The 13,717-nt window shown below is 44.1% G+C and carries 12 protein-coding genes and 1 pseudogene; 8 read left to right on the top strand and 5 right to left on the bottom strand.

Features of this window, described 5'->3' with window-relative positions; genetic code table 11:
• Positions 1-214: 214 nt before the first annotated feature.
• Positions 215-958 carry an RNA ligase partner protein gene (locus EO92_RS14220; protein ID WP_048133309.1) on the bottom strand — a complete coding sequence of 248 codons (744 nt, stop codon included), beginning with the start codon at positions 956-958 and terminating at the stop codon, positions 215-217.
• Between the two features lie 696 nt (positions 959-1,654).
• On the opposite strand from EO92_RS14220, the gene EO92_RS14215 reads away from it, so the two are divergent.
• The gene (locus EO92_RS14215; protein WP_200895011.1) at positions 1,655-2,089 is read left to right on the top strand and encodes a hypothetical protein; all 435 of its coding nucleotides are present in this window, start codon (positions 1,655-1,657) and stop codon (positions 2,087-2,089) included.
• Between the two features lie 752 nt (positions 2,090-2,841).
• Positions 2,842-3,234 (top strand): co-chaperone YbbN, encoded by a 393-nt coding sequence (locus EO92_RS14210; protein ID WP_048133304.1) that lies wholly within the window; start codon positions 2,842-2,844, stop codon positions 3,232-3,234.
• Between the two features lie 8 nt (positions 3,235-3,242).
• Here the strand turns inward: EO92_RS14210 and EO92_RS14205 are convergent, their stop codons facing one another.
• On the bottom strand, positions 3,243-4,082 hold the full coding sequence (locus EO92_RS14205) for an ABC transporter permease (RefSeq protein ID WP_048172540.1): 840 nt from the start codon (positions 4,080-4,082) through the stop codon (positions 3,243-3,245).
• Positions 4,083-4,237: 155 nt separating this feature from the next.
• Positions 4,238-4,879: an ATP-binding cassette domain-containing protein gene (locus EO92_RS14200; RefSeq protein ID WP_048172537.1), complete on the bottom strand. Its 642-nt coding sequence runs from the start codon at positions 4,877-4,879 to the stop codon at positions 4,238-4,240.
• Between the two features lie 470 nt (positions 4,880-5,349).
• Between EO92_RS14200 and EO92_RS14195 the strand changes: the two genes are divergently transcribed.
• From EO92_RS14195 to EO92_RS14175, 6 genes and pseudogenes are all read left to right on the top strand, one after another.
• Positions 5,350-6,303, top strand: coding sequence for a deoxyhypusine synthase (locus EO92_RS14195; protein ID WP_048135059.1), 954 nt, complete (start codon positions 5,350-5,352; stop codon positions 6,301-6,303).
• 4 nt (positions 6,304-6,307) lie between these two features.
• Positions 6,308-6,973: an orotidine-5'-phosphate decarboxylase gene (gene pyrF / locus EO92_RS14190; RefSeq protein ID WP_048172536.1), complete on the top strand. Its 666-nt coding sequence runs from the start codon at positions 6,308-6,310 to the stop codon at positions 6,971-6,973.
• 117 nt (positions 6,974-7,090) lie between these two features.
• Positions 7,091-7,321, top strand: a pseudogene (locus tag EO92_RS19005) (Coenzyme F420 hydrogenase/dehydrogenase, beta subunit C-terminal domain); the annotation flags it as partial.
• A gap of 33 nt (positions 7,322-7,354) precedes the next feature.
• A complete protein-coding gene (locus EO92_RS19000; RefSeq protein WP_235283348.1) occupies positions 7,355-7,495 on the top strand; it encodes a hypothetical protein in 141 nt (46 codons plus the stop codon).
• Between the two features lie 419 nt (positions 7,496-7,914).
• Entirely contained in the window at positions 7,915-8,850 is a 936-nt protein-coding gene (locus EO92_RS14180) for a hypothetical protein (RefSeq protein WP_048172533.1), read from the top strand.
• Between the two features lie 1,007 nt (positions 8,851-9,857).
• Positions 9,858-10,577: a CDGSH iron-sulfur domain-containing protein gene (locus EO92_RS14175; protein WP_235283347.1), complete on the top strand. Its 720-nt coding sequence runs from the start codon at positions 9,858-9,860 to the stop codon at positions 10,575-10,577.
• A 90-nt stretch (positions 10,578-10,667) separates the two neighbouring features.
• Here EO92_RS14175 and EO92_RS14170 read toward each other — a convergent pair whose 3' ends face one another.
• A complete protein-coding gene (locus EO92_RS14170) occupies positions 10,668-10,931 on the bottom strand; it encodes a catalase-related domain-containing protein (protein WP_235283349.1) in 264 nt (87 codons plus the stop codon).
• A 30-nt stretch (positions 10,932-10,961) separates the two neighbouring features.
• The gene (katG, locus tag EO92_RS14165; RefSeq protein ID WP_048172551.1) at positions 10,962-13,160 is read right to left on the bottom strand and encodes a catalase/peroxidase HPI; all 2,199 of its coding nucleotides are present in this window, start codon (positions 13,158-13,160) and stop codon (positions 10,962-10,964) included.
• Positions 13,161-13,717: the final 557 nt, after the last annotated feature.

The following is a 13,717-nucleotide window of genomic DNA, read 5'->3' as shown; positions in this document are numbered from 1 at the left end:
ACTGTGAGGTTGTGGTGACAGCAAAATCTAATATTACAAAGGTTTTGAAAATATTTAACAATTGACAGAATCAATAACGGTTAACAGTTTAGGTTGACGTTTATATCCCCTGAGCTAAAGACTCAGGGATTTTACGCTTCGTAATATAAAACTAAAACTGACCAGGGCAGTCCAGATCCTTAAAGCTGTCAGCTTTCAGGGCCCATTGAGCCTGTTAAATAAATTCTGCTTCCTCTGAATGACCCTTTTTCTTTTTATCCCCATCCCCCTTTTCTTTTTCACCTTCCGGAGTATGCCTAAGATATTCTTTGATCATCATCGGAAAGGTGTTTGCAGGCACGAAGCGAACTCCAAGCTGCTCGGCCCATTTTTCAATTCCGTAATCGCTTGCAACGACAGCTGCATCAAGTTCTTTGGCAAGGATCAGGACATCAATATCCGGCGCGCTGTCAAGGATGCCATACCTTAGAGCTGCCCTGTATTTATTCCTGAATTTGCCGATTATCCCCCCAATAACTTCTCTTTCAACTTCTTCCCTATACTCTTTTTTCTTGTTTTGCGGGTTTTCCATGAAAAGGCATTCGGTTGCTGCCTCCCATATTGCATCTTCTGCAACCCCCATTCCCCGGTTAATCCGTTCCCTCATGTAAGATACGTATTCGTGGAATATCTGTGAGGTTACATCGACTCTATAGCGGTCAGGAGCTTTTTTCACAAGCCAGGTATCTATCTTTGCTATAACCTCCCTGTCACAGCCGTTATGGCTTGCAAATTCGTACATCTCCTTGTACACTGATGGATAGGGAACATAACAACTGATCCCAAACTGCAGACGAGCATCGGCTATAAGGTCAAGTATTGATTTCATCCCCTCACAAAGGGATGTATAGCCCATAACCTCCCGGGTCTGCAGATCCGTTAGTGCTGTAGTATCCAGCACGAATCTCTGCTTAAGCATTTTTTCGAGTCCTTTTATAGTATTCTTTACCCTTATTATGTATTGATCAAGGAGCAATAAAATTCTTTGTTTAATTTCCCCTCTCCTACCCCTGCGTACTGAACTTTCCTCATTAACGTATTTTTTGTTCCTATATTGTACTTTTGTTCTCTTTCCTCAGGCTTATTTTAGTTCTCTTTCCTCAGGCTTATTTTTGTTCTCTTCCTTCAGGCTTATTTTTGTTCTCTTCCTTCAGGTTTATTTTATTCATAAACCCTCAGCAGGAAACCCCTGATTCTTTAGTTAAGAGTTAACCTATCCATAACTATTATTTGTGTAATTATTCATTGAATTTCGATCAAAATGAATAACTGTATATACTCTTAAAACCTATATTTACATAGGGAAGTTTAAGCCATAAGCTGAAAAGCGGTTTGAAACATATTTTGCATATTGTTTTCTCGGATTGTTATTGCCTGAGTGCGTAAAGTATTTCCGGGAACACATTTGAATAAAAATAAATATGTGATCTTCCTTATCGCTTTTATCTCAGTTTGGGACAGGACTTCTCTGGCTGAAATGCCGGCAGCTTAAATATTATCTGGCAGGGTGAAAATTCAGATCAAAGGTGTGAAAGATACTGAACCGGAGTAGAAATACTGAAAAATGGACCGGTCTGGTATGATATGGATAAATAGGCTAAAAATGGGGAATTAAATGAGTGCAAACACGGAAAGTATAAAACCTTTTGTAGGCTCAGCACAGGGTTTTGTGAGGAATCCTCTGATGAAGGGAGGCGACACAATGAAAGAGTATTGCAATATCTGTGGTCGGGAACTGCAGGAAGATGTGCTGGTTGTGGACACCAGTCTAGACATGAAACCAATCACATTCAGGGATGTTCACGGGGAGAAGTCCGATCTGATATGCATTGAATGTGCAATTGATTCGGTTGAGAACCCACCCTTTGTATGTACAAGGTGCGGACAGCCAATAGAGTTTAACGAAAAATTCTATGTATTTAAGGAAGCAACCACAAAACCGGGTGGTCCCAGAGTAGATTTCAAAGAAACATGCCTCGATGACAAATATATCTGCAGCACATGTTTCGACGAGACTATGAACCCGGAGTATGAAAAAAAGGAAGTCTGAACAGAAAAACTGACCGGCAGAATTCTGTTCTCTGACCCATCATGAAGTTTTTACGAGAAAGAAGGGAGAAAGCTCCTATGCTTTAGCTTGGAGATGAATCCCGTTAACTTTCCCAACATTCTTTTCGTCATCAACTACCATTATATTCTTCAAACCTATCAGAATGTACTGAAATCCTACACGATAACCAAGTACAGGATAACAGGAACAAAAAATAGTATTTGATTTTCACCTCTGGGACAGCGAGTAGGGCCTGTGGACTTGTGGAGGTTGCTCCGAGGTATGAAGCAGGAAGCTCAAATGCTTTAGCTAGAAGTAGTTCACCAATGGGTAAAAAGCCGGATGTAACTGCCCGACGAATTACTGTATCCGAAAAAAGACAGAACTGTTCCTCCAGTTCTGTTCACCAGCTTTTTCTTAATCTTTCCTCCATTTCTTTTAATATCTTGCGAACTTCATTCTTTACTGACCGGAAAACTAACACAAATTTTTTTAGCAGACTCCATTTAACCTTCGTGTTTTTATTTTTCAGATCCTGTTTTACGGAATAGAGAGGCTGCAAACAGCAGGTTTTCATAACCTTGAATCCACCGATGCGTGAACTTTAATTCCATGAAGACATAAATATTGCTTTAATTAAAGCATAAAGTACTGTTAGCGTAAAAAACCACATATTTCTTCAAACTTAAAGAGCGGATTCATTCCTGAATTTAATTCATTTATCTCATAATTTCTTTTAAGGGGGTAATTGATTGGACGAGAATTATGTGCTTGAAATTGAGGATGCGACCTGGGGACAGCAGGTGGAAGGTTCTGAGAAACCTGTTATTGTAATGTTTTACAGCCCTTCCTGCCCGTATTGTAAAGCTATGGAACCGTATTTTGCGGAGTATGCAAAAGAATACGGGGCTTCGGCAGTTTTTGCCAGGCTAAATGTGGCAACAAACCCCTGGACTGCAGAAAGATATGGGGTCCAGGGCACACCCACGTTCAAGTTTTTCTGCCGTGGAAAACCTGTGTGGGAACAGGTAGGCCAGATCTATCCTTCCATCCTGAAGAACGCGGTCAGGGATATGGTCCAGTATGGTGAGGAATGCGTAAGAAAAAGCACTCCGGTAGGGCAGGACATCACAGGATATGTATAACCTGAAGGTCAAGCCCAATGTGTCCTGTTCTTCTTTTTTCCTTTTCCTTTTCTCGTACCTTTTTCCCTGTATATTTCTTTATTTACCAGCCCATACTCGTCAAAAGTGGTATGGATAGTGCTAAGGATGCTAAAGGTAGTGCTCATGGCTGTGGACACATAAAGAGCAACCATGATTGAAATCTGATACTTGATTGCAAGGATAGGGCTTGCACCTCCGAGGATCTGCCCTGTCATCATTCCGGGAAGGAAGACAACCCCTGCAGTTGCGATATTAGCAAGGGTAGGCCTGAGTGCGGAGCGAAGGCATTTTCGAATATAGGGTATGAGGGCTTCATACCTGCTTGCCCCGAGAGAGAGGCTGTAAAGGTATCTGTTTTCGTTTCTGCGGATATCCTCATAAAAATCTCCCATGCCCACGATGTTGCCCCTGAGTGAGTTCCCAAGAATCATGCCCCCTATTGGGATCAGGTAGCGGGCTTCCAGAAGGTTTCCAAGGTCAAGCACGAATTCGTTGAAGTACAGCAGCACGCTTAAATTTGCTGCCGTAAAGGAAAGTATCACCGGTAGAAGCAGTTTTTCCATTTTGAGTTCTACATTGCGTATGGTTGTGTAGCTTGCAATTGTAACCATTCCCAGAACCCAGGCCAGGTTCAAAGCCCCATTGTTCAGATCGAAGACGTAGGTCAAAAACACGCCTACCATTCCCAGCTGGACCGTCATGCGGACAACAGAATCTATAGTTGTCCGGGAGATCTGGAGCTTTATCCTGTAACTGATTGCCAGAGGAATCACAAGCAGTAGAAAGCAGAGTATAAGGGAAGGTATCGATATATCGGGGCTTACCATCTGAAAATTCCTCTTGTTATTTTCGTGCAGTTCTTTTTATTCGGCTCTTTATCCATCCTTTTTTAAGATTTAACTCATTTAGCTTCTTACAGACGGACGCAACACTTCCCGAGATGGTTTTTCAGTCCGATAAATTGTTCCTTAGGGATAGTTTTTCAATCAGATCCATTATTTCCTATAGTCATAATCTCCACTCCATCCCTTTCCCATTCGGTATCATGTGAAATTACAAAAAGTGTCCAGTGGCTGTGTTTAAGGAAATGGTCAACAACCTTTTTTTTAAGCTCGGAATCGAGAGCTGAGGTTGCCTCGTCAAGCAGGAAAATCTCTCTTTCAAGCAGCAGGGCTATAAGAATTCCGATCCTTTGTTTTTCTCCTCCGGAAAGGTTTTCAAAGTTTTTCTCAAGTATGTCTTTTTCCAGCTCGAGTTCCCTCATAAAAATATGCAGCTTTTCAGGGTCGATTTTCTCCCTGTTGGAGTGATAAGAACGGACCTCATCAAGCAGGTCACTTACAGGTCCCTCGCCGAGATCCATATCCTGAGAAACATAGGCCACATCTTTTCGAACCTGCCAGGCCACCCGAGGGCTTAAGGGCACGCCTCTGTAATAGACTGAGCCTTCAGAAGGTTTTTCAAATCCAAGAATTATTTTAAGTAGAGTGGATTTTCCAGTTCCCGATTTACCTTTTAACAGGATCTTTTTACCTTTCAGAATGCATAGAGAAAAACCAGAAAGCACTTTTTTGCTGTCGAAATATATGCCCGTGTTTTCATACCTTATTATTTCGTCATGCATCTTTTGCCTCGAATCGTTCCACTCTCTGGATCTTTCAACTCTCTGGATCTTTTAACTTTCCATATTTATTTATATATTTATCCTGCAGGTTTTTGCTTTTTTCTTTCCTTTTTGTAGAAAAGTGTTCTTCCCTGCAGTCCCCTTAAGAGAAAGTTTATCTATACCAAGGTGTTCACATAAATTAATTCATATAATCAGTTTCACATAGTTACTTGCAGGATAGAAAAACTTCAAACAAAATGCTGAACATGGAACGCTTACCTCAGTGTCTCATGCCAGTCTATTAGGCGACAAACTTCACAGACCTCCTATATGCCTGTATACTTATTTCAACACGCTTATGCATTAAGAAAATTATATAAATAATTATATATTAGAATCTCTACGTTTTAACATAACAACTATTAAAAATGTTTATATTTTTGTTATAGTTACGTCTTAAGAGTTTTATAATCTATGAGGAAAAAAAAATGGACTTTGAAGCTTCTGCTAAAGATCTTACAAATCCGGTCAAAGGGGCAAAGATAGTTCCGAATATGACCGTAGATGAGCTGGTAAGGGAGTACAGCGGCTGTGCCTTTGGAGCAGGCAGGCTAGCTGAGGCTGTAGATATCTATTATGAGATGCTGGCTTCAGAGAAAACTACGAAGTTTTTCGGGCTTGCGGGGGCGATGACGCCTGCAGGCATGAGGAATATTGTTGCAGACCTGATCCGCGACGGTCATATCGATGTGCTTGTCACAACCGGAGCCAATATGGTTCATGACACGGTTGAGGCTCTTGGCCTTCACCATTATAAAGGTTCAGATTGCGCAAATGATATTCAGCTCAGGCATGAATGTATTGACAGGATCTATGATGTCTACCTCCCGGACCAGCACTTCACCGACCTTGAAGAATTTCTACAGGGCGTTTATGCAGGGCTTCCACAGGAAAAACTCTCAATCCGGCAGGTTCTTACCGAAATTGGAAAGAATCTGGACGATGACTCCTCCATCCTTAAGACTGCAGCCGAAATGGGTGTGCCGGTCTACTGCCCTGCTCTTCAGGACTCAGTAATAGGACTTCAGGCCTGGCTCTATAAGGAAGGAAACCCTCTGCATGTGGATGCTTTTGCGGATATGCACGAGTTCATAGATATCTGCTATGGGGCTGAAAGTGCAGGCGCTATGCTGCTTGGAGGCGGGGTCCCCAAGAACTATATCCTGCAGTCTATGCTTATAACTCCCAGGTCTTTTGACTACGCAATCCAGCTAACAATGGACCATCCGGAAACCGGCGGGCTGAGCGGGGCAACTCTTGACGAAGCCCGGTCCTGGGGAAAGGTCGGCGAAGATGCAAAATCAGTGACAGTCTACGCAGATGCGACTATTACTCTTCCGCTTATTGTGTCAGCTGTGAGGACACGCCTTTCAAAGAGGTGATTTGATGGAAAGGAATACCGGTATGATCGTTGCCCTGGACGTGACTGACAGGGAAGAAGCGCTGAAGATTGCAGAAGACATCTGGGAATTCGTGGACGCAATAAAGGTGGGCTACCCTCTGATACTTGCTACAGGGCTTGACATAATCAGGGAACTTGCCGAATTCGCCCCGGTTATAGCAGATTTCAAGGTTGCCGATATCCCCAACACTAACCGCCTAATCTGCGATCAGGTCTTTGAAGCCGGAGCCGATGCAGTCATTGTGCAGGGATTTACAGGCAGGGACAGCCTTGATGCCTGTATAGAAATTGCTTCCGAATACCGAAAGGACGTTTTTGTTGTAAGCGAAATGAGCCACCCCGGTGGCGCTGATTTCATGCAGCCGATTGCAGAAGCAATTGCAAAGATGGCGCTTGAAGCAGGAGCCTTCGGACTTGTCGCACCAGCCACGCGGCCCGAAAGAGTGAAGAAAATCCGGAAGATCGTCGGGGACAAACTCACTATTATCTCTCCCGGCGTAGGCGCCCAGGGAGGAAGAGCCTCGGACGTTATTGCTGCAGGGGCAGACTGGGTGATTGTAGGCAGAAGCATCTACAAAGCAGAGTCTCCTAAAGAAGCTGCACGTGAGATTGCGGAGGAAATTCAAGCTGAGCTTCGCGGAGAATACTGAAGGACATTTTGATATGAAAGAGAAAGTTTCTCTAAGTTTCTCTAAAATACATTTATAATCTCAATTAAGTGCCTGTGATGAAAAAATCGGCTGATTTCATGATGAGCCCTATGAGTTCTGAGGCACGAAAATTGTTTTTTTCAAAATAAGTCTGAAACTTTCTTTGTTTTCGTTTCAAATCCTTCTTTTTTCTCAGTTCCTCACAAAGAAGTAAAAGCGACTCATAAATACGAGCAGCCCGGCTGCCACATCTGCCTCGATTATGTCTCGAACCTCGCAGACATCTCAACCGGTTCAGTCGGAAGCCCGGACGGCTGGTCGACGGTATTTATCCGCACCAGGAAGGGAAACGATATCTGGTCAAAGGCGGCCGCTGCAGGCATGTTCGAGACGAAGCCCATAGAAGAGGCCAGACCCGGCCTCGAACTCGTCACGAAGGAAAAGATCGACAAGAACAGGAAGAAGCTAGAGGAGCGCAGGAATTTCGGTGTCAATAAGGCTTTAAGGGATCCTTACGCCTAAACGTTTCTTTTTTAGCATTGAAATTATCGGCGTTATCTACACCGAGTACGGGGCTGGTTCTCATCCCCAAAATGATTCCATGAACCAGGAAATTCCTCAGAATCCACATCTTCCTATTTGTGGTGCTCTTGTGAGCTCAATCACTCCGGCTTTGTGGTTATCCTCCGTTTCCAAGTCCTTCTAATCCAGTAGTTTCCCAGAGAGGAAGCTGAGAATCTAATTTTATATTTACTTCAATGTTGCAAAATATTATGAACACCTTTTAGCCAACTGAGCATATCCTAAGAAAAGCTCGAGAATTTTGGATACATGCATTAAGTATGAAAAGAGGCATCAATTCTTCATAGGAAATAATAATTGGCCATAGTATAGCAATCTTGAAAAAAGTAGCATAAAAACTCAGTTGGAAGAGATAAAATATGTATAAATGGCGTGTTCGTTTTGAAATTATTCCTCCGTTATTAAAGTCCGAAATTATTAACGGGTATGATTTTAAAAATGATGATGAAAATGGAAAAACATATGTGGATATTTTTTACGAAACTTCAGAAATAAACGAAAAACTAAAAGATAGACATCATGAAGATGAATTTGCTGAAATAACATGTGCCCTCAGACATCAATCTAAAATAAAAAAACTATTGCTTCAAAGGATGATTTACTTAAAAGTAGTTTATTCTCTCGAAGTTAAATGTCTAGGGATAGAAGGATTTGATAGACAGCCTCGTTTAACTATAACATTTGAATCTAAAAATGATATTTTAGATGAGGATGATTCACTAAAAGCTAGTTCTGATTTCTGGAAATCTGGATTCAAGTTTGAAACTGATATCCAAAAGAAAAAAACTTTAGAAGAAGAGGTTTATAGAATAGCAAATTGGTTTGGTTTAGCGGAGAAACAAAACGATAACATCAGTTTCATTTTGGCATGGATTGCGTTTAATGGATTATATAGTCTATTTTCCCGCTATAACCCACCACAAAATTGTCGTATAGGCGACCAAGCTAAGTGGAAACACACTATTAATGAATTATTAAATGAAAAAGAGGCTGAAGCAATAGTCAGTAATTATTCTAATCTATTCGATTCATTGCAATCTTTTGATATCATTCGATATGAAAAATCAGGTAAAGAAGTAAAGTGTAACGAGAAACTGAAATCCATAAGAAACTCTACGAATTCAAATTATAAAAAAATAATAGAATGTGCAACCAATTGTATTTATATTGTTAGAAATCAGGTGTTCCATGAAGCTTCACTCACGGAAACTGAGGATGAGCGTTGTAAAATTAGTAAACATTTACTAATCATAATCGCAATGAAATGTTTGAAAAATTTTGTAAACATGAGGTGAGCATGCGGGCGTGGAGGGAAGTTTTAAGATATTTATTTAAAAAGAGATTTGATAACTCCTTCAGAGTTAATAAGGTGCTGCGGGATCTTTACACCTAAAACGGTCCTATTTTCACCGTTGAAATTATTAGCGTTATATCCGTGTATGACAGATTAAACAAATGTTTTTGCAATAAAAGTTTAATTTCAAGCCCCTCTCTAAGCTGGTTTACGATAGCAGTTTATTATTAATATACTCAGAGTTATGAATAAATACGGAAAGATAGATTCCAATATAGATACAGTACTTGCATTCATAATAATAAAAATAGTATGGGTAAACCAGAAAGTATTACACCACGATTTGGCATAGACATTGTAAAACCAGGAACTGTTATACATATTATACAGATTATAAAAAAATAGCGGGATAAATAAAGCAAAAAACAATTTTAAGTAACTCGATTTACTCATACAGTGTCTTTCTTTTCTTGTCATTCTACAGTATAAATATAAAATAAATAATACAAATAATGCTCCAATAACAATGTAAACAACCGGTATCCCATATAATGTTACAGCATGACTCGAAAATTCTGCATGACTCGTTGTTACAGCATGACTCGTAACTTCTATTTCTCCTGTGCCAGAACCAATGATTGCGCTGTCATTGTTCACGCTTCCTTATATGTTTTGAAAAGTTAAAAGATTTTTTGTTTCACCCAGCACCCTTAGACTTGATAAACCTTATTTTATCTCCAGTGGAGAAGTGAGATATATAAATCCGTAATCATCGTCTGTCTCTGATCCCTCTCCCTCAGTCTTGAAACCCTCAGTTGAGCTGATAGCTATCGAATATGTCCGCAGCAGTAACCATCTTATTGCCTGGTTGAGGATTTGATCAATCCTATTACATGCCATTTTATTTTAGAGAGTGTGGGTCGGAAAACTATAGAAATTATCAAAGAGGTGAATAGTCAGACTAAACATCCAGTACTGCATTATAAGAGGTAATGGGGGATTATGATTATGGCAGTCAATGAGAAAGAAATGAGGATTAAGATAATCAAAGACGGACCGTATCGGGTTACAGGCGGAGTGCCGCTTTTCGAACAGGTAATTGTCACCGATGACGTCGGCCACACCAGAGAATTAATTGATATAAAGGAATACCCCCGGCGGGAATCCTATATTTTATGCCGCTGCGGCTCATCCGAAAATAAGCCCTTCTGTGATGGGACCCACCGCAAGATCGGTTTTGACGGGAGCGAAACAGCCAGCAGAAAGCCTTACCTGGAAAAAGCGGAAACGTTTGAAGGTCCTGATCTAAAACTCACCGATGTCTACGAGCTCTGCGATCATTCTCGTTTCTGCCAGCGGGCTGGAGGAATAAGGGATCTCATACAAAAATCCGACGATCCGGAAGCCAGACAAACCGCCATAGAGGAAGCCATGGTCTGCCCGTCAGGACGGCTGGTCCTGTGGGACAAGAAGACAGGCAAACCCTTTGAAAAAGAATTTGAACCTTCTATTGTACTGGTTCACGACAAACAAAAAGGTTGTGAAGGTCCCCTCTGGGTTCGAGGTGGTATCCCCATTGAATCCGCAGATGGCAGCATGTACGAATCCCGGAACAGAGTAACCCTCTGCCGCTGCGGGAAGTCGGAGAACAAGCCCTACTGTGACGGCAGCCACTGGATGAACAGCCAGCAGAAGCTCGAGTTCAGGAAGAAGTGGGGCCTGGAATGAGTGAGTTCGTTGATTAATAGAGATTCTTAATTTGCGGAAATAGTAATCTCGCATAACAATCAGGCAATCCAAAAGTCAAAATGAAAGCAATCAATGTGCAATTCCGCGATAAAAAATAGAGAATTCGAGGGTAGCCTTCTTTATTTCAATATATCCTCGAACTCCTTCTGACTCTACAGATGCTTCCAAAGTCTCATCAGCCTGCAGCAAGTTTTCGATTGCACTTTTCTGAATAGCTGGAATGGTGACACGTCTCACGTTGGCCACAGGGTTGCCAATCATATTTTCCTGCCCTGTTTTATCAAGTGACCGAAACCTTTCTCCAGACTGAGCAAAGTCGTTTGTTTTGAAGATCTTCAGGCTCTTGAAGACATTTAGACTCGGTCAAGCGAGGTCGAAGCGATCAAGGTTCATCACCCTGGTCCAGGCCGCCACGAAGTCCTGGACAAACTTCTCCTGCGCGTCCGCACTTCCGTAGACCTCGGCCAGAGCTCGGAGCTGGGAGTTCGAACCGAAGATAAGATCGACACGCGTACCGGTCCACTTGACTTTCCCAGTGTTGCGATCGCGCCCTTCAAACATGTCCCAGGCGTCCGATACCTCCTTCCACTCCGTACCCATGTCGAGCAGGTTCACGAAGAAGTCGTTTGTTAGCGCTTCCGGCTTTCGGGTAAAAACGCCGTGCCGGGTCTGTCCAAAATTGGTATTCAGCACGCGCATGCCGCCAACGAGCACCGTCATCTCGGGTGCGGTCAGCGTCAGCAATTGCGCCTTGTCAACCAGCAATGCCTCGGCTGATACGGTGTATTTGGCCTTGAGGTAGTTGCGGAAACCATCCGCAATCGGTTCGAGTAAGGCAAAGGAGTCCACATCGGTCTGCTCCTGCAAGGCATCCATGCGCCCTGGAGAGAAGGGGACCGTCACATCGTGACCAGTATTCTTCGCAGCCTGCTCGATGCCTGCACAACCAGCCAGAACGATCAGGTCAGCAAGCGAGACCTTCTTACCGCCAGAAGCCGCGCTGTTGAACTCGTTCTGGATACCTTCGAGAGTGTTCAGCACTTTCGCCAGCTCGGCTGGCTGGTTGACTTCCCAATCCTTCTGCGGCGCGAGACGAATTCGTGCGCCGTTCGCACCGCCGCGCTTGTCGGAGCCACGGAAGGTAGACGCCGACGCCCAGGCGGTCGAAACCAGTTGCGAGATCGACAGCCCTGAGGTAAGGACCTTGCCCTTGAGAAAGGCAATGTCCTTCTCATCGATCAACTTATGATTGACCGCGGGGATGGGGTCTTGCCAGATGAGCTCTTCGGCAGGAACCTCCGGACCGAGATAGCGTGCGCGCGGACCCATGTCTCGGTGCGTCAGCTTGAACCACGCGCGTGTGAATGCTTCCGCTAATTGATCCGGGTTCTCATAGAAGCGCCTTGAAATCTTTTCATAGTCAGGGTCGAACCTCAAGGAAAGGTCAGTGGTCAGCATGCTTGGCGCGTGACGCCTGGACGGGTCGTGGGCATCAGGAATCGTGCCGGCGCCTGCGCCACCTTTCGGTTGCCACTGATGTGCACCGGCCGGACTCTTCGTCAATTCCCATTCATAGCCGAACAGAATCCTGAAGAAGTTGTTGCTCCACCTCGTCGGCGTGTTGGTCCAGGTGACCTCCAGCCCACTGGTGATCGTGTCACCGCCTTTGCCGGTGCCGAAGCTGCTCTTCCAACCGAGGCCTTGCTCCTCGATACTGGCCGCTTCCGGTTCAGGCCCGACATGGGACGCAGGGCCGGCGCCGTGGGTTTTGCCGAAAGCGTGACCGCCAGCGATGAGCGCAACGGTCTCTTCATCGTTCATGGACATGCGAGCGAAAATGTCGCGGATATCCCTGGCCGCCGCGATCGGATCCGGGTTGCCGTCCGGGCCTTCCGGATTGACGTAGATCAGCCCCATCTGCACGGCAGCGAGCGGATTTTCGAGGTCCCGGTCACCGGAGTAGCGTTTATCACCGCCCAACCATGTGTCCTCAGAGCCCCAATAGACATCCTTGTCCGGCTCCCAGACGTCCTCGCGACCGCCTCCAAAACCGAACGTTTTGAATCCCATCGTTTCCAGGGCGACGTTGCCCGCAAGAATCATGAGGTCGGCCCATGAAATTTTACGGCCATACTTCTGCTTGATCGGCCAGAGCAAGCGGCGCGCCTTGTCCAGATTGCAGTTGTCCGGCCAACTGTTAAGCGGCGAAAAGCGTTGCTGACCTCTACCGCCACCGCCGCGGCCGTCACCGGCGCGGTAGGTGCCGGCGCTGTGCCACGCCATGCGAATGAACAAAGGGCCATAGTGACCGAAGTCCGCCGGCCACCAGTCCTTCGAATCGGTAATCAGCGCCGCGAGATCTTTCTTCACAGCCGCCAGGTCGAGGCTCTTGAACTCTTTCGCGTAGTTGAAGTCCTCGCCCATAGGGTTGGACCTGGAAGAATGCTGGTGAAGGATCTCGAGCTTCAACTGGTTTGGCCACCAGTCGCGGTTCGACATGACTCTACCGGTTTCTTGTTTGTCTGCTCTGACCGTTTCAGGGTTCTTTCTGTCGTCAGTCATAACATTACCTACCCCCACATTGATAAAAATTCAAGACCAAATCTCCAGTATGCAATCTCTTCAATCTTGTCTCCTCCTGGAAGAATTGAGTGTCGATTGCCAGAGAGACTAATTTCGGTCCGCTTTCCAAAAGCTTGAAATTCTTACATGCTGTTTTGCCATGTCCAATTTTTCATCTTTCAAGGTGAGCTTGTTTCAAAACTACCTCTAATCCTTCCATGCCAATTTTTCGGAGTAAAGAAATCAAGATCATCAAGTCAAATGGAAAATCTGCTTTAGATAAAAACATGAATAATCGGGATTTTGAAACTAGCTCGGTATGAACGACATAAGCCTCTTAATAGGATTCATCATAATACAGCTCATGTAAAGTCCATCGCTATTCTATCAAACCGTCATCCTCTTGTCAAATTTTCCTTTCCAATCCTGGAAGTTCGTTACTTTAGGTCTTACGACTCCTATTCTGGCTATATTTCCCCCCTTAATCATTACTAATAGTTCTATCCCTGAAGAACTTATTCCAATTCAATATTCAACAACTATAACCACGGATATCT

The organism is Methanosarcina sp. 2.H.A.1B.4, assembly GCF_000979385.1.
In the GTDB taxonomy this organism is placed as follows: domain Archaea; phylum Halobacteriota; class Methanosarcinia; order Methanosarcinales; family Methanosarcinaceae; genus Methanosarcina.
Note: the sequence above shows the minus strand (reverse complement) of the source record. Positions and strands in the feature narration are given on the sequence as shown.